Origin of the sequence: Paenibacillus sp. FSL K6-1217 (genome assembly GCF_045040735.1) — a bacterium.
GTDB lineage: Bacteria > Bacillota > Bacilli > Paenibacillales > Paenibacillaceae > Paenibacillus_AQ.
This window is the reverse complement of record NZ_CP150271.1, coordinates 2,834,118-2,858,684: the sequence shown is the minus strand read 5'-3', so window position 1 is coordinate 2,858,684 and position 24,567 is coordinate 2,834,118. Positions and strand designations below refer to the sequence as shown.

Sequence of the window (24,567 nt, the reverse complement as noted above, 5' to 3'; positions counted from 1 at the left end):
GGTGAATCATGCGAAGCCTTTCGCTGTACCGCAAGTATTTTAAAGACAATATGTTCCTGCGCTTCACGTTGATTGTGTCCTGTATCTTCATTGCTACGATTATCGCCTTCTCTTATCTCGTGCTGCTGTTAATCTCGGATTCGGCGGTGCAGCGCCAGATGGATATCCAGCGCAAGAGTATGGAGAGCATCAGCAACTATGTGGAGAGCAAATATCAATCCGTTCAGGATATGCTGCGTGATGTGTACAGGGACGCGAGTCTGGCCAGTAATACGACCTTCCTGCTGGAGAATCCCTTAAGCGATTATATCGAGCACCGGCTGGACCGTTATCTGCTGGGGGAACAGTCTACCTCGAACGCCATCCAGTATTTCCAGAACAAGATTGACGATGATCCCGATATCCGCGGCCTGATCCTGTACAGTGCCAACCAGCAGGTGATGTATTACTACGACAACCGCAGGCAATTCGAGCGGATCTCGACCAATGCGGCGCATTCTTTTGTCCCCGATTCGATGGTTCTGGGTGAGGAGAGTGTCGTCTCTGTTCCGAATATCTGGGTGCTGAAGAGTATCGGCATGCAGACCGCCCCCATGTTCTCGGTGAAAATACCCATCAACAACAAGTCCTCATTGCTCAATATCGGCCAGCTGCTGGTCTACTTCGACTCCGAAGCCCTCTGGCAGGCCATGAATAATTATAAGCAGGATTTCAAAGGCGATATCCTCGTGCTCTCGGCCCAGAATGAAGTCATCTTCGATTCATCAGGTAAGGGGTACGGCCGGAAGCTGCCGAAGCTGCAGGGAATTAACGCCGGTGAGGAGGTTACCGTGGATGGAATGGTTGTCACCAGCCAGACCCAGAGCCAGGCCGGGTATACGGTAGTCAGTCTGATCTCCAAGCAGGAGCTGGCCGAGACCTACAGCAGTGCACAGCGCACCATTCTCTCCATCGCCCTCGTCTGCATTCTGTTCGCTGTGCTGCTGCCCGCGATGTTCATTTCTAATTTTGCCAAACGGACCCACCGCATTATCCGCTTCACCCGCAAAGTGAAAAACGGGGACCTGAACACCCGGATTGTGGACGGCAAGGAAGATGAATTAGGCCAGATTGCCAAAAGCTTCAATAGCATGCTGGATGAACTGAACCAGTATATCGACCAGGTGTATAAGGCGGAAATCAAACAGAAGCATACGGAGATCGCTACGCTGGAAGCCAGGGTGAATCCGCATTTTCTGTATAATACATTGGAAGTGATCAGGATGCGGGCGATTTCGAGCGGTGCGAAAGATGTGGGTGAAATGATCTACAGCCTGTCCATGCTGTTCAAATCGTATGTCCGCCCGAAGCTAAAATATACGTTCAAGGATGAGCTGGAGGCTTGCCGCCTGTATCTGGAGCTATTCCGCATCCGGTACAAGGACAGGTTCTCCTATGTTATTGAATGCAGCCCGGAGCTGGAGGAGCTTCCTGTACTCAAAATGTCGCTGCAGCCGGTCATCGAGAACTATGTGCTGCATGGGATGCGGACTGGGCAGACTGATAATGTGATCCTCATCGTGATCACAGCGGAGCCGGAGTACATCCGGGTTGCCGTTACGGATAACGGTAAGGGAATCGCGGAGGAGCGGCTGGCCCGGCTCCGCGAGGCGCTGGAGAATCAAGGCGAATTATCCGGGTCCGAGTCATTCGGGCTGCGCAGCATTCATGAGCGGCTGAGACTGATGTACGGCAAGCCTTACGGGGTGGAGCTGGATAGTGAGGAAGGCGCGGGAACAAAGGTTACGATTACTTTTCCATACCCGCTGAAGGAGGAGAGCGCAGATGTATAAGGTGTTTATTGTGGATGATGAGCCGTTCATTCTTAGCGGCCTGCAGGATATACTCAACTGGGAGCAGCTTGACCTCACGATTGTGGGGCAGGCGGAGAACGGGCAGGAGGCGCTGGAGCAGCTGCGGGAGAATCCCGCAGATATTCTGATTACCGACATCTCCATGCCGGTGATGACCGGCCTTGAGCTGATCCGCGCCGTCCGGGAATTCCGCCCGGACATGAAGGTGGTAGTGCTGAGCGGCTTCGATGAATTCATGTATGTGAAGGAAGGCCTGTCGCTCGGGATCGAGAACTATCTGCTGAAGCCGATTAATCTGGAGGAATTCCAGCAGACGCTGGAGACGATTGTGGAGAAGCTGAATGTCTCCAGGCTGGATATGCAGTGGTGGGAATATACGAATTCCGTACTGAAGGATAATGTGCTGCTGCGCTGGCTGCGGGGGCAGATTGATCCGCAGGAGCGCTCCGAACGGCTGAATCTGATCGGCTTGCCGCTCAGCAGCCGTTATGTGCAGGTTGCGCTCCTGCAGGTAGAGTCTGCAACGGAGGACTTCAGGAAGAGGGTGGCCGACCGCATCGGCGCAGAGGCTTCGTTCTTCATGTTCTGGGATTCCGACAATGATCTGGTGCTGATACATAACTATGAAGAAGCCGCTGCCGGAGCGGAGGAGATGGCGTTCATGCTGGAGGAAATTACCCGCTTATGCACCGGCGGAGAGCAGCTGCGCGCGGCAGTAGGCTCGCCTGTGTATGGGGTAGACGCCGCTCCCGCAAGCTACGAGCAGGCCAAGCAGGCTCAGGAATTCCTGGAGATCCACCCGGAGCGCAGCAGCATCTATTATGAGCAGCTGAGGGACCGGAAGGAGGATCTGGGGGCGGTTCTGCCGGAGGACTGGAGCGATTACGCCAAGCTCATCATGTCCAAGAATCTGGCGGGGCTGTCGGAGCAGCTGGAGCTGTATTTTGCGGCCCCGAGCATGGAAGGGTTAACGCCAGGGCTGCTGGAAGAGATCTCGCTGGAATGGATTCTGTTCTTCCGGGTGCTGATCAAGGATATCCGCAGTGAGACGGAGCGTGAGTGTATTGCCGAGGGCTTGACGGCGATCCGCAGGGCGAACTCGTTGCCCGCACTGTCCGCTGCACTCCGGCAGACCTCGGCAGGCATCATCGGGCTGCTGGACCGGGAGCTGAAGAGTCCGGTGGTCAACCAGGTGCTGAATTATATTGAGAAATCCTATAGTGAGGATCTGTCGCTGAAGAAGCTGGGCTTCATGTTCAATATCCATCCGGTGTATCTGGGGCAGCTGTTTCATAAGACCACCGGAGAATCCTTTGCCGAGTATATGAACCGCTACCGCATTGATAAGGCCAAGGAGCAGCTCCGCTCGACGAATCTGAAGGTGCATGAAATCGCAAGGAATGTGGGATACTGGGAAATGGGTTACTTCTACAAGCAATTTAAGAAATATGTTGGCATCTCGCCGACAGAATTCAAGGGGCTGCTATGAGGCGGCCTTGTTTTGAAAAATATAAGAATTCACCTGTTGCTGCAAAAAAAAGGATAAACCTGTCCCGGCGGGTAAGCTTATTTTCTTTATTTCATACCTGAAAAACTATAGTTTCTCTTCTATTTGAAAATGCTTTCATCTTATAAAGTTAAGCTATAGCTCAAGGAAAGCAGCAGCCGGAAAGATCCGGTAAGCCTGAAAGACCAGACAGCTAATTAAAAGGGGGTACGGCAAATGAGTAAGAAAAAGAAACACTTCTCCTTGTTGTTGACAACGCTTTTAACCGTTTCACTGGCGCTAACGGCGTGCGGCGGGAACAGTAAGAACAATGCTGGAGGGGAAGCCGCTTCGGGTGGCAACAAAGCCTCGGAGGCTACAGAGAAACCTGTGGAACTGATCTGGTACACGATCGGGCCGCCGCAGAAGGATATGGACAAGGTTCTCGCAGAAGTCAATAAATACACGCTTGAGAAAATCAACGCCACACTCGATATCAAAATGCTGGACTTCGGGGATTATACACAAAAAATGCAGGTTATGGCGGCTTCCGGTGAGCCAATGGACATCCTGTTCACCTCTTCCTGGGCCTTCGATTATGTGCAAAATGCACGTAAGGGCGCCTTCCTGCAGCTCGACGATCTGCTGAAGAATCAGGGCAAGGGCATCGTGGATACGATTGATCCGGCCTTCCTGGAAGGCTCCAAGGTAGACGGACACAACTATGCGATTCCGGCCAACAAAGAGCTTCCCGCTCAAGAGGTCTTCCGCTTCAACAAAGAATTGCTCGACAAATACAAGCTGGATCTGACCAGCGTGAAGACGATGGCGGATCTCGAGCCGCTGCTCAAAACGATCAAGGAAAACGAGCCTGGAGTGACTCCGTACGCGATGGTCAAAGACTTCATGCCGATTATGCCTTTTGACTATGTGATCGAGAAGATGCCTATGGCTGTATATATGGACACCAAGGACTACAAAGTAGTCAACATCCTGGAAACTCCTGAAATCAAGGAAGCGCTGAAGACGGTCCGCAAATTCTATCAGGCGGGTTACATCTCTCCTGAAGTTGCCACTACTTCATCGGTCGATGACCTGTACAAAGCAGGCAAATGGTTCACTGACCGTGCTTCCACCCAGCCGATGGCCGACAACCTGTGGTCAGCAAGCTACGGATACCCGGTTGTATCGACACCAGCCAGTCAGCCTTATATCTACAACTGGTCGGTAATGGGCTCCATGCAGGCAATCTCCGCCAACTCCGAATATCCTGAGAAAGCGATGGAATTCCTGAACCTGCTCAACACAGATCCTAAGCTGCGCAACATGATTGACTCCGGGATTGAAGGCGTACATTACGAGAAAGTCAGCGACAACATGATCAAGAACCTCCCGGAAGCGAAGAACTACGATATGCCTACGTTCTCCCTGGGTAACATCATGATCAACTATCTGAATGAAGGCGACCCTGAGAACAAATGGGACGAATTCAAAAAGTTCAACGATGCCGGTATCAATGCTCCGTTGCTCGGCTTCAACTTCGATACGTCCAAGGTGACGAATGAAATCGCCGCCGTTCAGAACGTGAAGGAAGAATTCTGGGCACCGCTGATGACCGGATCTGTAGATCCGGAAGAGTACCTGACCAAGGCTAACGAGAAACTGAAAGCTGCCGGTCTGGATAAAATCATTGCCGAAGCTCAAGCACAGATCGACGCCTGGAAAGCAGCGAATAATAAGTAGCATTCTATTCAAGATCGGGCGGGTTGATTTAGACTTGGCCCGATCTTTTTGTGAATATAAGAATTTTCCGGCATAGGAGGAACTAGAAGTATGGGGAAAATAGGAAAGTCCGCCAAGGATATATTGAGAAATAAAGTGCTGCTGTTTATGGTTTTGCCGGGCACACTGTGGTTTTTGTTCTTCTCCTACCTGCCGATGGTGGGTACGGTCATTGCTTTTAAGGAGTACCGCTTCAGCCGGGATGGCTTCTGGGCCAGCATCATCAACAGCAAATGGGTCGGCTGGGATAATTTCAAATTCCTGTTCAGCACTAACGATGCCTATCTGATCACACGTAATACTCTTTTGTATAACATAGCCTTCATTGGCCTGGGCCTGATTCTGTCAGTGCTGATGGCGGTGGTGCTGTCCGAGATTGCTAATAAGAAGCTGGCCAAGTTCTATCAGACAGGCATGTTCCTGCCGTACTTCCTGTCCTGGGTCGTTGTGGGATATTTCGCATTCAGCTTCCTGAGCTCGGAGCGGGGACTGCTTAACGCCATGTTCGGCAGCAATATCTCCTGGTATTCAGAATCGAAATATTGGCCGTTCATTATTATATTCGTATTCCTATGGAAGGCCGTCGGCTATAACAGCGTGGTCTATCTAGCCGCAATTATGGGTATCGACAAGTCCCTCTACGAAGCCGCGATGATCGACGGAGCCAGCAAGCTCCAGCAGATCCGCAGTATCACACTGCCGATGCTGAAGCCGATCATTATCATTATGACGCTGCTTGCGATCGGGAAGATTTTCTATGCGGACTTCGGGCTGTTCTATCAGGTGCCGAGAGATTCGGGGACGCTCTACAGCGTGACCAACGTTATCGATACGTATGTATACCGTGGACTCAAGACTACCGGCGAGATCGGAATGAGTACGGCTGCGGGCTTGTATCAATCAGTGGTCGGGTTCGTGCTGGTTCTTACCTCCAATTACATCGTCCGCAAATTCGATAAGGACAGTGCATTATTCTAGGGAAAAAGAAGGAAAGTGAGGTCATCCAAATGTCTGCTAACGCTGCGAAATCGCGCGATTTCCATCGGCTGTCGCCGGTGCTCAATACCATCTTCAACTGTATCGCCGGAGGCTTTGCCATCCTGTGTATCTTCCCGTTCCTGTTCGTTGTCCTCATCTCGTTCACGGACGAAGGGGCGCTTGCGCGGGACGGCTATCGGTTAATCCCGGCCAAATGGAGTCTGGAAGCCTACAAATATGTATTTAGCTCAGGAGACACGCTGCTCCGTTCCTACGGGGTGACGATTGCTGTAACAGTCATCGGTACGATTGTCAGCCTGCTTATTATTTCACTTTACGCCTATGCCATTTCACGTAAAAGCTTCAAATACCGTAATTTCTTCGCGTTTTTTTCCTTTTTCACCATGCTGTTTAACGGCGGGCTGGTTCCGACCTATATTGTCGTGACACAGATGCTGGGCCTGAAGGACAGTATTTGGGCGCTGGTGCTGCCGCTGGCGGTGAATGCTTTTTACATTATGATTCTGCGAACCTTCTATATCACAAGTGTACCGGATGCGCTGATTGAGTCGGCCAAAATCGACGGCGCCGGAGAGTTCCGCACCTTCCTCGGCATCGTGCTGCCGCTGTCCTTGCCGGGCCTTGCTACGATCGGTCTGTTCAGCACCCTGGGGTACTGGAATGACTGGTTCAACGCCCTGCTCTATATTGACAATCCGAACCTGGTGCCGCTGCAGTCGATGCTGATGCGGATCGAGACCAGTATGCAGTTCATTCTGCAGAACTCGCAGAACAGCTCGCTAAGCCTGGAGGCCCTCCGCAACATGCCGCAGGATACCTCGCGTATGGCGATGGTGGTGCTGGCAACCGGACCAATTATTTTCGCGTATCCGTTCTTCCAGCGTTACTTCATTCAGGGTCTTACGGTCGGGGCGGTTAAGGAGTAGGCAAGTCCAAATGTTCACCGCAGTGACGACCAAGCTTCGAATCCAAATCTTAAATATATTTTATATAGATCAAAGGAGAGAGGGTGGAGCCAGGATGTTGTATAGAGACCGTACACAGCCCGTCAAGGAGCGGACAAAGCATCTGCTCGGGCTGATGACGCAGAAAGAGAAGGTCGGCCAGCTGGTGCAGCTGTTCGGATGGCAGACCTATAATCATACAGATGGAACGATAGAGCTGACCGAAGACTTCAAGCGCCAGATCCGCGAAGGCGGTGTTGGCGCATTATACGGAACCCTGCGGGCAGATCCCTGGACAGGGGTTACGCTGGAGAGCGGCCTTGGAGCGCGCGCCGGAGCAGAGGCCGTCAATACGATTCAGCGTTATGCGCTGGAGCATTCGAGACTTGGTATTCCGCTATTAATTGGTGAGGAATGCTCGCATGGTCATATGGCGATCGGGGCTACCGTATTTCCGGTTCCGCTGCTGATCGGCAGCACCTGGAATGTGGACCTCTACCGGGAGATGTCCCAGGCCGTCGCACGGGAGACCCGGGCGCAGGGCGGAGCCGTGACCTATTCCCCTGTGCTGGATGTAGTGCGTGATCCGCGCTGGGGCCGGACCGAAGAATGCTTCGGCGAAGATCCGTACCTCATCGGTGAATATGCCGTAGCTTCGGTGGAAGGGCTACAGGGTGAAGATCTTGCCAGTGCCTCCAGCGTGGGGGCAACCCTTAAGCACTTCGTTGCTTATGGCAGCTCAGAGGGCGGCCGGAATGCCGGTCCGGCGCATATCGGCAAGCGCGAGCTGCTGGAAGTCGATATGTACCCGTTCCGCAAAGCGGTGGAAGCCGGAGCGGTCTCCATTATGCCAGCCTATAACGAGATTGACGGCGTGCCTTGCACCACCAATCAGGAGCTGCTGGAGGATATTCTGCGCGGCGAGTGGGGATTTGGCGGCATGGTAATTACCGATTGCGGTGCGATCGATATGCTGGCCTCGGGCCATGATACGGCAGACAGCGGGGAGGATGCAGCGGTGCAGGCGCTCTCCGCCGGGATTGATATGGAGATGTCCGGCGTTATGTTCGGCGGATATCTGCTTACGGCGCTGCGCTCCGGGCGGCTGGAGGAGAAGCTTGTGGATCAGGCGGCAGCACGTGTGCTGGAGCTGAAGTTCCGGCTGGGCCTGTTCGAACAGCCATACGCCGATCCTGATGTGGCAGAGCAGGTGATTGGCAGCGCAGAGCATGCCGAGCTGGCGCGCAGTGTGGCGGCAGAAGGCATTGTGCTGCTGAAGAATAACGGTATTCTTCCGCTGGCGAAGGATAAGGGTACGGTTGCCGTGATTGGGCCTAACGCGGACATCGGCTACAATCAGCTCGGCGATTATACCTCTCCGCAGCCGCGTGACCGGGTGACAACAGTGCTGGCCGGAATACGGGCCAAGCTTGCTGCCGAACCGGAGCGGGTAAGTTATGCGCCGGGCTGCCGGATCAAGGACAGCTCCACCGAGGGCTTCGAGCTTGCGCGCAAGGTAGCAGCCGAAGCGGATATCATTGTGCTCGCCCTGGGCGGGTCGAGTGCCCGGGACTTCGGTGAAGGCAGCATCGATCTGCGGACCGGAGCTTCGAAGGTCACGGAGAATGCGCTTAGCGATATGGACTGCGGTGAAGGCATTGACCGCATGTCGCTTCATTTATCCGGCGTGCAACTGGAGCTGATGAAGGAGCTGAAGGCACTCGGCAAGCCGGTAGTCGTCGTGTATATCAACGGGCGTCCCATTGCTGAACCTTGGATCGATGAGCAGGCAGATGCCATTCTCGAAGCCTGGTATCCGGGTCAGGAAGGCGGACATGCCATTGCGGATATCCTGTTCGGCGATGTCAATCCGTCCGGCAGGCTGACCCTGTCTCTACCGGAGGATGTTGGACAACTGCCTGTGTACTACTTAGGCAAACGTTCCCGGGGAGTCCGCTATCTGGAAGGGAATTCGCAGCCGCGTTATCCGTTCGGCTTCGGACTCAGCTACACCGAATTCAGCTATAGCGGAATAAAGGTAGAGCCGGCAGTGATCCAGGCGGACGGAACGGCTGAGGTTACAGTGGAAGTGGAGAATACAGGCTCCCGCAACGGCGCGGAGGTCGTGCAGCTATACATTTCCGATCTGGTCAGCAAGGTGACGAGACCAGCCAAGGAACTTAAGGGATTCCGCAAGATCGTGCTGGAGCCGGGAGAGAAGCAGCTGGTGAGCTTCAGGCTTAGTGCAGAGCATCTTAGCTATATCGGGCCGGACTATAAACCGGTAGTAGAGCCGGGAGGGTTCCGCATCGGCGTTGGCCGGAATGTGAACGATACGCTGGATACCGATCTTACGGTCAAGGAGGAATAGACATGGAACGGATCAACATCGAACGGATTAACCGGTTCATCCGTGAATGTTCACAAGCGCAGTGGCTGGAATACCGGGTGCTTGACGACTGGCAGGTCTTCTCCACTGTCTACCGGCAGCCGGGCCACTATGATGAATTGCAGCCATATTCGGGCAGCGAATCGTTCGGTTTGTTCCCGAGTGTGCAAGGCACGACTTATTATTTCCGTACTACCCTGGATATTCCGGCGGACTGGTCCGATACGGATACCGGGTTTATCTTCCAGTCCGGCGGCGAAGGGCTGCTGCGTGTGAACGGAGCGTCGCGGCAAGGACTGGACCGCAATCATACCTATGCCACATTAAATCCGCAGACGGAGGGAAGACAGCCGGAGATTGAGATTGAGCTCTATGATCCGATCCCTGAGCCGGATGATCCGCTGAATAAGCAGGCGGTCATTCAGCCGCCGGTCCGCTCGATCACCGCAGCGCTGGTCAGAGTGAACCTGCCGGTGCAGTCGCTGATGTATACGGTGACCGTGATCCGGGATTCGGCGCTGCTCCTGCCGGAGCAGGACTTCCGGCGCGTCCGCATGCTGGAAGCGCTGCATCAGGCAATGGATGCTTATGTGAATTTGGGGCCGGACGGTTCGCAGGGCAGCAAGGAAATAGAGGCGATTGAGCAGGAGCTGGCGGCAAAAGTCAAGGCCATCGGCGGCAACAGCGAGGGCTTCATTCATATGATCGGGCAGTCGCATATCGACATCGCCTGGTTATGGCCAACCCGCGAGACGGTGCGCAAGACCAGCCGGACCTTCTCGACGGTACATGCCCTGATGGAGGAGTATCCGGAATACCGCTATGCCCAGAGCCAGCCGCAGCTGTTCGCTTATCTGAAGGACAATGATCCTGAGCTGTACGCGAAGGTGAAGGAGCGGATTCGGGAAGGCCGCTGGGAGCTGGTCGGCGGTATGTGGGTCGAGCCGGATCTGAATATTCCAAGCGGGGAATCGCTGATGCGGCAGATGCTGTACGGGCAGCGGTTCTATCAGGAGGAGTTCGGACAGCAGTCCGAGATTGAATGGCTGCCGGACACCTTCGGCTATTGCGCTTCCCTGCCGCAGATTCTGAAGCACGGCAAGGTCCGTTACTTCATGACAACGAAGCTCGGCTGGAACGACACGAACCAGTTCCCTTATGATCTGTTCCATTGGGTGGGAATTGACGGGACAGCACTGCTCTCTTATATGAATCATGGTGTGAACGAGAATACGCTGCCGAAGGATATCCACGAGCACTGGCAGTCCTATCGCCAAAAAGCCGTTCACAGCGAACAAATGCTGCTCTACGGACACGGGGATGGCGGAGGCGGCGTGACGCGGGAGATGCTGGAATACCTGTCGCGCTCGGAGCTGATGGTAGGTCAGCCTGCCTCTAACTACAGCACGGCGGCAGATTTCTTCGCAGGCATCGAGCAGGCTGCACCGGAGCTGCCGGTCTGGCAGGGTGATCTCTACCTGGAGCTGCACCGTGGAACCTATACGACCCATGCACGGAACAAGCGCAACAACCGCAAGGCCGAGATTCTGTACCGGGAAGCTGAGCTATGGCAGACTCTGGGCGGACACCGCCTGACGCCGCAGCGGCGGGAAGAGGTAGGTGAGGCTCTGCATGAAGGCTGGAAGCTGATTCTGCTGAACCAGTTCCATGATATAATCCCTGGCTCGTCGATTCCCGAGGTCTATGAGACTTCAGACAAGGAATACAAGAATATCTTCGTCCTTGGGGAGAGTACATTGAAGTCCGTCATGGAGGCTTCCGTAGCGGATATTGATACCCGTGGAGAGGGACAGCCTTATGTCATCCTGAACGGACTGGGCTGGACCCGGGATATGGTGGTCGAGCTTGCGGTTGCTCCTGGAGCAACGCTTAACGCTCCGGCTGTATATGACCGGAACGGAACACGGCTTCCGGCAGAGATGACTACAGCAGGAGAGCGGACAATGCTGCGTGTGCGGGTGCCGGAGGTTCCGGCATTCGGGTATGCAACAGTATGGCTGCGTGAAGAGGAACAGCCGGGGGCAGATGCGTCGGATGCAGGCAATAACTCAATTTCTGCGGCGAACTCCGCTACGTTCGAGGATCGCTGGGAGACCGGCTACTACCGGCTCCAGTTCAATGAGCTGGGCGAGATCATCAGCTTGTATGACAAGGAAGCCGGGCGTGAGATTGTGAAGTCCGGCGAAGCGCTGAACCGGCTGCATTTCTTCCATGACCGTCCGATTCTCTGGGATGCCTGGGATATCGACAGCCGTTATGAGGAGCAGCCTGCCGGAGCAGCGGTTCTGCTGGAGAAGCAGCTGCTGTCCACAGGTCCTGTCTGCGATGTACTGTTCTTCCGCTGGAGTCTCGGCCAATCGGAAATACAGCAGGAGCTGATTCTGTATCACGCTGACAAGCGGATCGACTTCAAGACGAAGGTGCAGTGGCAGGAAGCCCACAAGCTGCTGAAGGTTGGCTTCCCGATTGATGTAGTGACCAGCAAGGCCACGTATGAGATTCCGTTCGGCGCACTGGAGCGGACCACGCACCGCAACACCAGCTGGGAGCAGGCACAGTACGAGGTCTGCGGACACCGCTATGCCGATGTGTCAGAGCATGACTACGGGGTCAGCCTGCTGAACGACTGCAAATACGGCTATGATACTCAGGGCAGCACCATCCGTCTGTCCCTTCTGCGCGCTCCGCGCTGGCCGGATCATTCGGCCGATCAGGGAGAGCATGAATTCACCTATTCGCTCTACCCGCATACCGGGGACTGGCGTTCGGCGCATACCCAGCGCAAAGCCGCTGAGCTGAACCATGCTTCGTATGCTGTAGCCTGCGAGGCAAGTGAGGGACAGCATCCGTCCACTGGCTCCTTCCTTCCCTACGAAGGGAAGCAGGTAGTGTTGGACACGGTCAAGCTGGCGGAAGACGGAAGCGGCAGTATCCTTCGGCTGTACGAATCAGCTGGTGGACGCGAGACCGTGCGGATCAGCTGGCCGCTGCCGCACGCTGCTATCTACCTATCCAATGCGCTGGAGGAAGAGACCGAGCTGCTGCCGGATGAAGACGGCGTGTTGACGATAGACTTCCATCCGTTCGAGATTAAGACGATTAAGATTATTCATGCTGAATAGAGGCAAATGAGGGGCTGAGCGTAAGGTTCTCGGATAGTTGCAGAACGTACACTTAAAAACAGCGGAAATGCATTCTTTTATCGTATAAGTGTATTCTGTACAACTAAAACTGCCCCAAAACGGGAGAAGGAAGATTCGGCGGATGTTTAAATGTACGAAGTACAACTAAATGTGAAATTGGTGATCAATCAGGCGTTTTAGTTGTACCAATTACAATTAAGCTTATCGCAACTCCCACTCCCATCAAGAAATTCAGCTTCCAAAACAATAGATCAAGCAAGAAGGAGACTACTACCTTGGAACAATTCAGACTTCCCCGCATCGAGATGCCGGAGCTTACGCTGCCGTCATCCATTCAGGCCGTGCTGGCCGACGCCGAAGCGAAGCTGGCTCACCGGCCTAAGCTGCAACGGCTGTTCCGCAACTGCTTCCCAAATACACTGGAGACGACCACCAAGCTGCTTGATGACGGAACTACCTTTGTGATTACGGGGGACATCCCCGCCTGCTGGCTGCGCGATTCGGTGGAGCAGGTCATTCATTATGTGCCTTTTGCCGCGGAAGATGCTGATCTGCAGCGGATTATCGGCGGGCTGATCAAGCGCCATACGGAGTATGTACTGATCGATCCTTACGCCAACGCGTTCAATGAATCGGCCAATGACTGGCACTGGAATGCCGCCGATGTGACCGAGATGTCGCCGTGGGTGTGGGAGCGCAAATTCGAGATCGACTCGCTGTGCTTCGTGATCCGGCTGGCCCATGCTTACTGGGAAGAGACGAAGCAGACCGATTTCTTTACCTCTGATTTCAAAAAAATGCTCCGCGTCATCACCGACTTGTTCAAGCGCGAGCAGCATCATGCCGAGCAGTCCCCTTACCGCTTCACGCGAAACAACGGGATTATGGAGGATTCCATCCGTAACGGCGGCTTGGGAATGCCCGTGAATTACACCGGCATGATCTGGTCCGGCTTCCGCTCCAGCGACGATGCCTGCGACTTCCATTACAACATTCCGGGGAATATGTTCGCTGTGGTGGCGCTGCGGCAGATGCAGGATTTCGCCGAGTGGGTCTTCCGGGACTTGGATTTCCTGGCCGAGCTGAAGGAACTGGAGCAGGAGGTCGATCACGGCATCAAGCTGTACGGCACCTACCGCCACCCCGAATTCGGACCGATCTACGCCTACGAGACAGACGGATACGGTAACTATAGCCTGATGGATGACGCCGGAACGCCGGGCCTGATGTCCATTCCGTACCTGGGTTACTTGAACAATGACGATCCGGTATACCAGAATACGAGACGCTTCGCACTAAGCAAGGAGAATCCGTTCTACTTCGAGGGCAAGGCCGCCAAGGGAATCGGCAGTCCGCATACGCCTCCGGGGTACATTTGGCATATGGCGCTGTCGATGCAGGGCATCACGGCAGACAGCAAGGAAGAGCGGCTGGCGGTCATCGCTATGCTGGAAGCAACCGATGCTGATACCGGCTATATGCATGAAGGCTTCCACGCCGATGATCCGTCCGTGTTCACCCGCAAGTGGTTCGCCTGGTCGAACAGCTTGTTCTCGCAGCTGATTTTGCGGGCGCTGAAGGAAGACATTCTCTAAATATTGAACTAAAACATTAAAGTTTAGGGAAAAGTGGCGGAGGGGAATTTTGGAACTGGAGGAGCGATAGCGTCCGCCTTTGTATGCGGATTTCCACCGCGAATAGCGGTATAAAATCAAGAAATCTGCATACAACAGTGGCCGGAAGTCCAAAACTTCTCTGGAGTCACGGCTAATCCATAACATAAAAATCATAAGTTCAATTTAAATATTTTTCACAGATAAAGGAGACCTGATCATGAGTACAATTATTGGAGAAGCACTACCGAACATCCCTTGGCAGGAGAAGCCTGAGGGCACGAATTCCCCGGTATGGAGATATTCCGCCAACCCGATCATTCCGCGCAACGCCATTCCGAACTCGAACAGTGTGTTCAACTCGGCGGTCATTCCCTTCGAGGGCGGCTTCGCTGGTGTGTTCCGCTGTGATTCGCGTTCGGTCAGCATGGACATCTTCGCGGGCTTCAGTGAAGACGGCGTGACCTGGAACATCAACCATGAGCCGATCGTTTTCGAGGGCGATGAAGAGATCACCAAGCGCGAGTACCGCTATGATCCGCGTGTCTGCAAGATTGACGACCGTTATTATGTCTCTTGGTGCAACGGCTACCATGGCCCAACGATTGGACTGGCGTACACGTTTGATTTCAAAACCTTCCACCAGCTGGAAAATGCCTTCCTGCCGTATAACCGCAACGGCGTGCTGCTTCCGCGCAAGATCGGCGGCAATTATGCGATGCTCAGCCGTCCGAGCGATACCGGGCATACGCCGTTTGGCGATATTTTTTACAGTGAGAGTCCTGACCTGACCTTCTGGGGCAAGCACCGCTATGTGATGGGTACGGTTGACGGTGACGCTTCGGCGTGGCAGTCCAAGAAGATTGGTCCTGGACCGATTCCGATTGAAACTGACAAGGGCTGGCTGCTGATTTATCATGGTGTTATCAACACTTGCAACGGGTTCGTCTACCGCATGGGGGTCGCGCTGCTGGATCTGGATCAGCCTTGGAAGGTAAAAGCCCGTTCGCGCAACTATATCCTCGGCCCGGAAGAGCTATATGAATGTGTGGGCGATGTGCCGAACGTGACATTCCCATGCGCGGCATTGACCGATGCGGCTACCGGACGAATTGCTATCTACTACGGTTGTGCGGATACGGTGACAGGACTGGCCTTCACGACCGTGGATGAACTGATCAGCTATATGGAGGAATATCCGCTGGAGATTGAGGGGTAACGAGCGATGACCAAACAACAGACGGCACATATAATTTCGCATACACACTGGGACCGGGAATGGTATCTGCCTTATGAGCGCCATCACATCCGGCTGATTCAGCTCGTGGACACTTTGCTCGACACGCTGGAGCAGAACCCGGACTTCCGTAGCTTTTTCTTCGACGGACAGACGATTATCATTGAGGATTATCTGCAGGTCCGCCCGGAGAACCGGGAACGGCTGGTGCGGCATATCCGTGAAGGCCGGATATTTATCGGTCCTTGGTATATTCTGCAGGATGCGTTCCTGACAAGCCCGGAAGCCAATGTGCGCAACTTACAGCTGGGACATCAGGACGCGGCAGTCTATGGGGATGTGTCCAAAATCGGCTATTTCCCGGACACCTTCGGCCTGACCGGACAGATCCCGCAGCTCATGCAGCAGGCGGGTATCACCAACGCCTTCTTCGGGCGCGGGGTGAAGCCGACTGGCTTCAACAATATGGTCTCCGCTGACGGCTATGAATCCTCGTTCTCGGAGCTGGTCTGGGAAGGACCGGACGGCTCGCAGGTACTGGGTATTCTGTTCGCTAACTGGTATTCCAACGGGAATGAGGTTCCCGTGGATGAAGAGGAGGCCCGCCGCTTCTGGGAACGCAAGCTGGGCGATGCCCGGCAGTATGCGGCGACAGACCAGCTGCTGTTCATGAACGGCTGTGATCACCAGCCGCTGCAGACCGACCTGCCGGAGGCGATCCGCACGGCGGAGAAGCTGCACCCGGAGGTCTCCTTCGTTCACTCGAACTTCCCGGACTATATTAAGGCAGTCGAGGAATCACTCGCTGGCCGCAGCCTGTCCACGGTGAAGGGCGAGCTGCGGAGCCAGCGCACGGACGGCTGGGGAACGCTGGTTAATACCGCTTCCGCCCGGGTATACCTGAAGCAGCTCAACCAGCGCGGCCAGGCCATGCTGGAAAAGGTGGCCGAGCCGCTGGCCGTTATTGCGAAGCTGCACGGCGGCGAGTATCCGCAGCATCTGCTGGATTATGCATGGAAGACGCTGCTGCAGAACCATCCGCATGATTCCATCTGCGGCTGCAGCGTGGATGAGGTGCACCGCGAGATGGTCACCCGCTTCGACAAGAGCTACCACACGGCCGAAGGCATCGTGGCGGATAGTATGCAGGCGATCACCGCAGCGGTGGACACCTCCGGCTTCGCCGCTTACGGTGAAGAGGCCGTTCCGCTCGTTGTAACGAATACCAGCGGCTGGAGCCGCACCGGTACGGTGACCGTAGAGCTGGATGCTGCCCGTCAGTATCTGCGCGACGGTCTGCCGCTGGACGAGAATGCCCGGCTTATGAAGGCTGTGGAGCTGGCCGGACGGGTCCTGGTCGATGAACAAGGCCAGCCGGTTCCTTGTACAGTTGAGGATCTCGGCCTGTCGTTCGGCTATGATCTGCCGGACGACCGGTTCCGCCAGCCGTATAGCTGCCGCAAGGTGCGGCTGACCTTCGAGGCGGCAGATGTGCCAGCCCTGGGGCTGCGCACCTATGCCTGGGTCCGCCCTGTTGCAGCAGATGCTGCCGCAAAAGAAGTCTCTTCGCTGGTTCAAGGCGCACGCGTACTGGAGAACGATACGCTGCGGGTCGAGGTTATGGCTGACGGTTCCTTCACGCTGGAGCATAAGCCTAGCGGCAAAGTCTACCGAGATCTCGGTGTCTACGAGAATACTGGTGACATCGGAAATGAGTATATGTACAGACAGCCTGCGGGCGAAGTGCCGTTGACGACTCTCGGCCTTAATGCGGATATCGCTGTTATTGAAGATACGCCATACCGGGCTTCCATCGAAATCGCCCATGAATGGGAGATTCCGGCTTCGGCCGATGCCCTGCTGGAAGAAGAGCAGCGGGCACTGGTCTATTACCCGGAACGGCAGGCTAAGCGTAGTGCGGCTACTGTAACTCTTAAGCTGCGGACCGTCTTGAGACTGGAACGCAGCGGCAAAGGCCTGGAAGTGAAGAGCTTCATCGATAATACGGCTAAGGACCACCGTCTGCGGATGCTTTTCCCGGCGGATCTGGCCGCAGCTTCGCACCGAGTAGACTCGATGTTCGAGCTGGCGGAACGCCCGAACGAGCCGGCGCCGGAATGGCAGAACCCGAGCAATGCGCAGCATCAGCAGTGCTTCGTGGATGTTGCCGGGGGGAATGCAGGCCTCACGGTTGCCAATATCGGATTACACGAATACGAGATTCTGCGGGATGGCCGTAATACCATCGCTGTTACGCTGCTCCGCAGTGTCGGTGAGATGGGCGACTGGGGCTGGTTCCCTACACCTGAAGCCCAGTGCCTGGGGGAACAGACCGCGGATATGCTGCTTCTGCCGCATAGCGGAGATGCCGTAACCTCCGGTGCCGCTGCTGCTGCATACCAGTTCCAGATTCCTTGGACCTGCGCGCAGGCAGAGGTTCATGGGGGAACGATTCCCGCCGTGTATTCGGCTGTCCGCTGGAATGGCGAGACCGCTGCGTTCTCCTCTATGAAGCTGAACAAAGAGCGCGGCGATGTGCTGCTCCGCTGGTTCAACCTTACGGAAGAGCCTTGTGAGCTGGAGCTGGAATCCGCGCTTCCGGCTGCTGCCTTCTATACTTCGAATGTACTGGAAGCAGAAGGTGAAGAGCTTCAGACTGAAGGTACCGCTTCACTTAAGCTTCCGCTTGGCGGACATCAGATTACCACGGTCGGCCTCCGGCTGCGCTGATCCACGCGAGGAAGGAAGAGGTGGGAGGTATGGATATAGATATGGATAAGAATGAACCATTAGATCGGCACGCTTCCAATAACGGCCCGCTCCCCGGTGTACAGCAGCAGATCGTGGCGGCATCCGGGGAGTCATGGCGGCTGTCTGCCGGGTCCAAAGCCCGGATTGTAGACAATGCCAGATCGGATAATAACAGTGTTTTGAACGAAACAGTCTTTATGGTTCTGGGTCAATTCTCGGGCATTCTTACACCCGCTGACCAGATCATGACTGTCGCTTATGGGGACACGGAGACACCCGCTTCGGGCGATATCGTCATAGAACTGACGGATCATGAAGCTGCGGGAGACATGGATAGCCAGGAAGGTTACGTCATCGACATCGGGACTTATGCGAAGATCACCGCGCCAAGTGAACGTGCGGTGATGTATGGTCTGGGGACATTGCTGCAGCGGCTGGCAGATGACGGCTCCGTGCCTTGCGGAACCATTACCGATTACCCAGTCATTCGAGAGCGGGCGCTCCATATCGATATCGGCCGTAAATTCTATACCGAGGATTGGATTTCGGAGCGGATCAGAGAGATGTCCCGGCTTCGGCTCAATACATTGCAGCTTCATTTCTCCGAGAACGAGGGCTTCCGGCTGATGAGCGAGAGTCATCCTGAAGTGGTGTCAGAGCAACATTTAACCAAGCAGGAGATGAAGGCGATCATCCTCACGGCACAGAGGTATCATGTGGATATTATCCCTTCACTGGATTCGCCTGGGCATCTGGGTCAGGCCCTCCGGACGCACCCGGAGTGGCTGCTCAAGGATGCATCTGGAACTCCGGCCCCGGGTGCGCTGGATATTACGAATCCGGACGCCCGCCGGTTCGTGCTGGAGCTGATTGACGAATATGCTGAATTATTTGCCGGCAGCCGCTATTTTCATATCGGCGGGGATGAATTCATCAACTTCGCGGAATTCGATAAGTATCCGCAGCTCGCGGACTATGCCCGCAATGTCCTGAACATCAGCGGCGGCACGGGCGTGGACACGTATATTGATTATCTTAACGAAGTCGCTGAACATTTGGAGTCCAAAGGCTGGATCGTCCGCGCCTGGAATGATGGACTGTACCGTGCGGATCAGACCCAGCGGGTTACGCCCAAGCCGTCCATTCAAATCACGTATTGGACGAAGTGGCATCCGATGATGGCCCCGGTGGAAGACATTCTGGCTAAAGGGCATCAGGTGATTAACTTCAACGATGGCTACTTGTACTACGTGCTGGGCGAACATGCGGGTTACAAGTATCCGACAAGCGAGAAAATCCGCGCCGCCTGGCATCCCGGGCTGTTCCCGAACCGTACCGGGGAAGCCAAGCAGGAATACACGGGAGCCTATCCGCGCGAACTCATCGGCAGCACCTTCTCCATCTGGAGCGATAAGCCGGAGGCGCAGAGCGAAGCGGAAGTGGCCGCAGGCCTCCGCGGCCCGCTGCGGGCGATGGCGGAGTTGGCTTGGCTGGGGAAGCAGGATGCGGCTGAGTAGATGGCTGAATAGACAGCAGAGTAGGCAAATCGTATATTCTTTATAATTGCAGCAACGGATAGCGTCCGCTTTAGGGCGAGGTCCGTTGCTGTTTTTTTATGTAGGCGAAAAACCGAACAGAATAGACAGGTACTAGTACGGTCGAGCCCATGGTTAGCTACATCCTTTTATACAAGTTATAAGGATATGTTTGTTAATTTATGCTATCCTATTACTCAAAAAAGACAGGCGGTGCAGGTGTGCAGAACATCAAAGTCTATCATTACGATGCATTCAGCAGTATTCCGAACAAAGGAAACCCGGCAGGGGTTGTCCTGAACAGCGAAGGTCTGACGGAGCAGCAAATGCAGGAGATTACAGCGAAGGTGGGTTTCAATGAGACGGCGTTTCCGTTAAAATCCAACCAGGCGGATCTCAGAATCCGTTATTTCACCCCGGGGCATGAGATTAATCTCTGCGGCCATGGGACCATGGCGTTGTTGTATGCCCTGAAGACGAAGGGGCTGCTTGGAGACGCCAGCGAGCTGACCATCGAGACCAAGGCAGGAGTTTTGCCTATCCGCATCACAGAAGATCACGGTCAACTCTATATGACAATGAGGCAAGCCATCCCTCAGTTTCAGCCTTTTAACGGATCGCTTGAAGACCTGGCCCGTTCGATCGGCCTTGAGCCCGGTGATATTGATCAGACCCTGCCGACCATGTACGGCAGCACTGGAACGTGGACCTTACTGGTCCCGATTACAAGCCTTGATGCCTTCACCCGGATGCAGCCTGACAACCAGCGCTTCCCTGAGGTGCTGAAGGAGATGCCCCGCTCGTCCATTCACCCGTTCTGCCTGGAGACGAATGATCCTGAGGCGCATATGCATGCCCGCCATTTCTCCTCTCCCTTCTCAGGGACCACCGAGGACCCGGTTACAGGCACAGCCTCTGGGGTAATGGGGGCTTATTATTCCAGGTATATCGGCGGACAAGCCCCCTCCTTCGAACTGCTGATCGAGCAGGGCCAAGAGATTGGCAGGGACGGCAGAGTCAGGGTGTCTGTGTCGGACAACGGCAATACTATAGAAGTGACGGGCAACGCCGTTTATGTGAATGAATTTGATGTGATGCTGTGATCCCTCTCGTTCCTGTAATTTGTCAGTTCTCCCCCTTGCCGTAATTCAGCCCCGCCTGATAGGCCTGTTCCAGCAGCGCCTCATAATGTCCGGGAGCGGAATCCAGGGTCTCGTAAAAGAATTCAACCTTGGAGTCTGTGATTCCGCAATAATCGGCAATTCCCACGTTCAGAAGACGCGTGGTGGCCTCATCATAGCTGCGCTTTTTCATCTGCTCCTCTGTTACGCCTGCCAGCGCCAGCCACAGTGCACGATAACCATGCAGATTATTGGTGCCGTAAGCAACCCTATTGTTCAGCACCCGGTCGATATACCCCTTCAGCATGGCCGGCAGATGCCACCACCACAGCGGAAAAACAAATGCCAGGCCGTCATGCTGCCGCAACCGCTCCATTTCCCGCTCTAATTCAGGAGAATAGGGCTGTTCCTGTTCACCTGCGGTCATATGGAGTTCCTCCCTCCCCCGCAGAACAGGGTCAAATCCTATCCCGTGCAAATCCAATATCTCATAATCATGGCCGGCCTGGCTCAATCCCTCAGCGAAACGGCGGGCCACCTGGAAGGTCAGGGAATCTTGTCTCGGGTGTGATACGACGATTAATATACTCATGTTATATATTCACTACCTTTCATAACACAGGTTTGTAGCCATGTTCCTTGGCTGATGCTATTATAAACAGGAATAAAATAATCTGGAAGTACGCACTTTGCTGTTCTATAGGAAGGTGTAAGATCCATAGGAACGTTGAGGTTCCCTACATAATGGAGGCAGAAGCAATGACTGAACAGAATGGCGATAGCGTTCCCAAAAAGTACAAAGTAGGCGTAGAGGCGGCGCTGGAAGTGATGGGCGGCAAGTGGAAGCCGTTGATTATCTACCATCTTATGACCGGACAGAAGCGCACCTCCGAGCTGCTGCGGCTCATTCCCGGCTTAACCCAGAAAGTACTGACCACCCAGTTAAGAGGCCTGGAGAGCGATGAGATTATCTCGCGGACCATCTACCAGGAGATTCCGCCCAGAGTGGAGTATGAGCTGACGGCTTACGGCTGGGGACTGAAGCCCGCGCTGGACCTGTTATGTTACTGGGGAGAGGAGCATTTGGACAGGATTCATGGCGACAAGTCCAAGGTGCTGGAAGACTTTTAGGCAGCAGAGAGAGACAGAGAGGAAAGGGGAAAAAGCATGGAGTTCGCAAGTCTAACCACAGTCGTCACCCTCATTAACATCATCCTCGCACTGGGCTTTCTGTTCATTGAGCGCAGGGAGGCGGGGTATACCTGGGCGTGGCTGATGGTGCTGTTTTTCATCCCGATTCTGGGATTCGTTCTGTATATCTTTTTCGGGCGCAATCTCAAAAAGAAAAATTTCTACAAGCTCTTCATCGAAGAGCAGGAATATGTCCAGGCCGAAGCCGATAAGCAGCTGGCAGCCTTCGCCGAGAAGGCGGACGAGAGGTCGCAGCTCCTGCAGAACTACAGCCAGCTGATCAACATGAATATCCGCTCGTCGCACGGCCTATTATCCAGCGATAACGAGATTGCCATCTACAGTGACGGCCATCAGAAGTTCGCCGCGTTGTTCGAGGATATCCGCTGTGCCCGAGCAGAGATCAATATTCAGTATTACATCATTCAGCCGGACGCTCTGGGCAAGCAGCTGAGGGATGAATTAACCCGGAAGGCGCGGGAAGGCGTGAAGGTGCGGCTGCTGTATGATGAAGTCGGCTCCAAGCGGCTTTCCCGGCATTTTTTCAGGGAGTTGCGTGCCGCAGGCGGAGAGGTTGAAGTGTTCTTCCCGTCCCTGATCAGGCCGCTGAATTTCCGCATCAACAACAGGAACCACCGCAAGCTGTGTATTATTGACGGGAGCATCGCCTATATCGGCGGGTTCAATGTGGGGGATGAGTATCTGGGGCAGGTTAAGAAGTTCGGCTATTGGCGGGACACGCATCTTCGAATCACCGGGAATGCGGTCAGCCATATCCAGGGCAGATTCATCCTCGACTGGCATCAGGCCGGGAAGCATGAGCGCGGGGATTACGGGGAGTTCAGCTTCAACATGGAGCCGCGAACGGGGACAAGCCCGGTCCAGATCATTACCAGCGGCCCCAATTCGTCGACGGAGCATCTTAAGAACATGTATATCAAGCTGATTTTGTCAGCCAAGGAGAGCGTGTATATCCAGACCCCTTACTTCATACCGGACACAAGCTTCATGGATGCCTGCAAAATCGCCCTGCTCTCCGGGGTGGATCTGCAGATCATGATCCCTAACAAGCCTGACCATCCGTTCGTGTATTGGGCCACCTGGGCCTATGCCGGGGATCTACTGAACTATGGAGCCAAAATCCTGCTCTACGAGAACGGCTTCCTGCACGCCAAAACGATTGTCGCCGACGGCGAGGTTGCCTCCGTAGGGACGATGAACATCGATTCGCGCAGCTTCCGGCTGAACTTCGAGGTGAATGCCATTGTGTATGACCGGGCGATTGCCGAACAGCTCCAGGATATTTTCCTGAATGATGTCAGGCTGTGTTCGGAGCTTACTCCTGAACGGTATGCGCAGCGTTCGCTTGTCATCAAGCTGAAAGAAGGGATTTCCCGGCTGCTGTCGCCTATTCTGTAAAAGAGAGCGCAGCGTAGGCAGCCGTATTTTATAGTGGGAGGAATGACAGATGGGGATGCTGGGTCAATACGTGATGGTGGATGAGGATACACTGGAGCGCATGATGGAGATGGACGGAACAGAGCTGATGGGTACATTGGAGAAACTGATTGAAGGCGGGAGTGCATACTACGACATCGACAAGCTGTGGGAAGAGCTGCATGTCGCGCTAACCGGAGTCTCGGCCAGTGAGCCAGTAGAGGGAGACCCGTTAAGTGAGGCTGTTGTCGGGGTGCATGTATTTGAGGTGGAGGAAGAGGACGGTTATTTTACCTGTACCGAGCATGATGAACTGGAAGGGATTATCACGGCGATGCAGCAGGTGGACTTCGGTCAATTGAAGACGGGTGGTGTAGCGGAGGAGCTGAGGGCGGCTTTGCAGGGTGAATTTGCAGGGCTGCTGGACTTCTACGGGAAGGCGCTGGCGGCCGGGAAGCATGTGATTTTCAGTGTGGCTTGAGCGATCCTCCTTGATTGCATACAGAAACGGTACTGTCCTTGTCAAAAGGAGGTACCGTTTCTGCTTAGGAATGGGGGTTACGGCTGCAATTTTTTCTGAAGATAATATTTCGTCTGGCCTTCGTGGGGACAATCTTTGATCTCGCCGAAAATCTCATACCCCTGCTTCTGATAAAAATGCGGGGCCTGCCAGCTCATCGTTGTCAATTCGCTAACCTTACAGCCGCGTTCCGCTGCTCTGGCTTCCAGCTCTTCCAGCAGAGTTCCGCCGAGTCCATGCCCCCTGTACCCTGGGTCCACAGCCAGTAAGTGCACATTCAGAATATTCCAGACCATATCCCCGGTAACGCCGCCGATGAAGACGCCGTTCTCATAGGCCGCCAGGGAGATCACCTCGCGCTGATAGGGCGGAATGCTGCTGTCCATGCGGCGGCTGTGTTCCTCCAGCAATCTGGAGATTTCCTGCTGATTCTGCTCAAGTTCCAGTTCTACGATGTTCATGGGTATGCCTCCTTAGGATCTGAATTCAATTATAGCCATTATATCAAAATAGAGCCTGCGGACGATGCCGCAGGCTCTATTTGT

At 54.6% G+C, this 24,567-nt stretch carries 17 protein-coding genes; 15 read left to right on the top strand and 2 right to left on the bottom strand.

The annotated features are described in order from the left end of the window. Positions 1 to 8 precede the first annotated feature (8 nt). The 12 genes from MHH28_RS12765 to MHH28_RS12710 all read left to right on the top strand — a co-directional run bounded on the left by MHH28_RS12765 (position 9) and on the right by MHH28_RS12710 (position 20,856). Entirely contained in the window at positions 9 to 1,832 is a 1,824-nt protein-coding gene (locus tag MHH28_RS12765) for a sensor histidine kinase (protein ID WP_405115414.1), read from the top strand. Further along, entirely contained in the window at positions 1,825 to 3,342 is a 1,518-nt protein-coding gene (locus MHH28_RS12760) for a response regulator (RefSeq protein ID WP_405115412.1), read from the top strand. The genes MHH28_RS12765 and MHH28_RS12760 overlap by 8 nt, the downstream gene beginning before the upstream one ends. 234 nt (positions 3,343 to 3,576) lie before the next feature. Beyond that, a complete protein-coding gene (locus MHH28_RS12755; RefSeq protein ID WP_405115410.1) occupies positions 3,577 to 5,082 on the top strand; it encodes an ABC transporter substrate-binding protein in 1,506 nt (501 codons plus the stop codon). A gap of 90 nt (positions 5,083 to 5,172) precedes the next feature. Further along, the gene (locus MHH28_RS12750; protein WP_076084393.1) at positions 5,173 to 6,099 is read left to right on the top strand and encodes a sugar ABC transporter permease; all 927 of its coding nucleotides are present in this window, start codon (positions 5,173 to 5,175) and stop codon (positions 6,097 to 6,099) included. A 29-nt stretch (positions 6,100 to 6,128) separates the two neighbouring features. Beyond that, entirely contained in the window at positions 6,129 to 7,046 is a 918-nt protein-coding gene (locus MHH28_RS12745; protein WP_209984878.1) for a carbohydrate ABC transporter permease, read from the top strand. Between the two features lie 94 nt (positions 7,047 to 7,140). Then, a complete protein-coding gene (locus MHH28_RS12740) occupies positions 7,141 to 9,435 on the top strand; it encodes a glycoside hydrolase family 3 N-terminal domain-containing protein (protein WP_405115407.1) in 2,295 nt (764 codons plus the stop codon). Positions 9,436 to 9,452: 17 nt separating this feature from the next. Continuing rightward, the gene (locus MHH28_RS12735; protein ID WP_405117048.1) at positions 9,453 to 12,596 is read left to right on the top strand and encodes an alpha-mannosidase; all 3,144 of its coding nucleotides are present in this window, start codon (positions 9,453 to 9,455) and stop codon (positions 12,594 to 12,596) included. Positions 12,597 to 12,892: 296 nt separating this feature from the next. Next, the gene (locus MHH28_RS12730; RefSeq protein ID WP_405115405.1) at positions 12,893 to 14,212 is read left to right on the top strand and encodes a glycoside hydrolase family 125 protein; all 1,320 of its coding nucleotides are present in this window, start codon (positions 12,893 to 12,895) and stop codon (positions 14,210 to 14,212) included. 238 nt (positions 14,213 to 14,450) lie between these two features. After that, positions 14,451 to 15,449, top strand: a complete 999-nt coding sequence (locus tag MHH28_RS12725; RefSeq protein WP_405115403.1) for a glycoside hydrolase family 130 protein — start codon at positions 14,451 to 14,453, stop codon at positions 15,447 to 15,449. A 6-nt stretch (positions 15,450 to 15,455) separates the two neighbouring features. Further along, the gene (locus tag MHH28_RS12720) at positions 15,456 to 18,197 is read left to right on the top strand and encodes an alpha-mannosidase (RefSeq protein ID WP_405115401.1); all 2,742 of its coding nucleotides are present in this window, start codon (positions 15,456 to 15,458) and stop codon (positions 18,195 to 18,197) included. Between the two features lie 29 nt (positions 18,198 to 18,226). Further along, complete coding sequence (locus MHH28_RS12715; protein WP_405115399.1) at positions 18,227 to 19,735, top strand: beta-N-acetylhexosaminidase; 1,509 nt, start codon at positions 18,227 to 18,229, stop codon at positions 19,733 to 19,735. A 239-nt stretch (positions 19,736 to 19,974) separates the two neighbouring features. Beyond that, on the top strand, positions 19,975 to 20,856 hold the full coding sequence (locus MHH28_RS12710; protein WP_405115397.1) for a PhzF family phenazine biosynthesis protein: 882 nt from the start codon (positions 19,975 to 19,977) through the stop codon (positions 20,854 to 20,856). Between the two features lie 22 nt (positions 20,857 to 20,878). Here MHH28_RS12710 and MHH28_RS12705 read toward each other — a convergent pair whose 3' ends face one another. Then, a complete protein-coding gene (locus MHH28_RS12705; RefSeq protein ID WP_405115395.1) occupies positions 20,879 to 21,466 on the bottom strand; it encodes an NAD(P)H oxidoreductase in 588 nt (195 codons plus the stop codon). 167 nt (positions 21,467 to 21,633) lie between these two features. On the opposite strand from MHH28_RS12705, the gene MHH28_RS12700 reads away from it, so the two are divergent. Genes MHH28_RS12700 through MHH28_RS12690 form a run of 3 tightly spaced genes read left to right on the top strand, consistent with a single transcriptional unit; the run spans position 21,634 to position 23,983 of the window. Next, entirely contained in the window at positions 21,634 to 22,005 is a 372-nt protein-coding gene (locus MHH28_RS12700) for a winged helix-turn-helix transcriptional regulator (protein WP_405115393.1), read from the top strand. Positions 22,006 to 22,041: 36 nt separating this feature from the next. Then, the gene (gene cls, locus MHH28_RS12695; protein WP_405115390.1) at positions 22,042 to 23,484 is read left to right on the top strand and encodes a cardiolipin synthase; all 1,443 of its coding nucleotides are present in this window, start codon (positions 22,042 to 22,044) and stop codon (positions 23,482 to 23,484) included. Positions 23,485 to 23,533: 49 nt separating this feature from the next. Next, positions 23,534 to 23,983, top strand: coding sequence for a DUF1877 family protein (locus MHH28_RS12690; protein WP_405115388.1), 450 nt, complete (start codon positions 23,534 to 23,536; stop codon positions 23,981 to 23,983). 77 nt (positions 23,984 to 24,060) lie between these two features. Here MHH28_RS12690 and MHH28_RS12685 read toward each other — a convergent pair whose 3' ends face one another. Then, positions 24,061 to 24,483 (bottom strand): GNAT family N-acetyltransferase, encoded by a 423-nt coding sequence (locus tag MHH28_RS12685; RefSeq protein ID WP_405115386.1) that lies wholly within the window; start codon positions 24,481 to 24,483, stop codon positions 24,061 to 24,063. Positions 24,484 to 24,567: the final 84 nt, after the last annotated feature.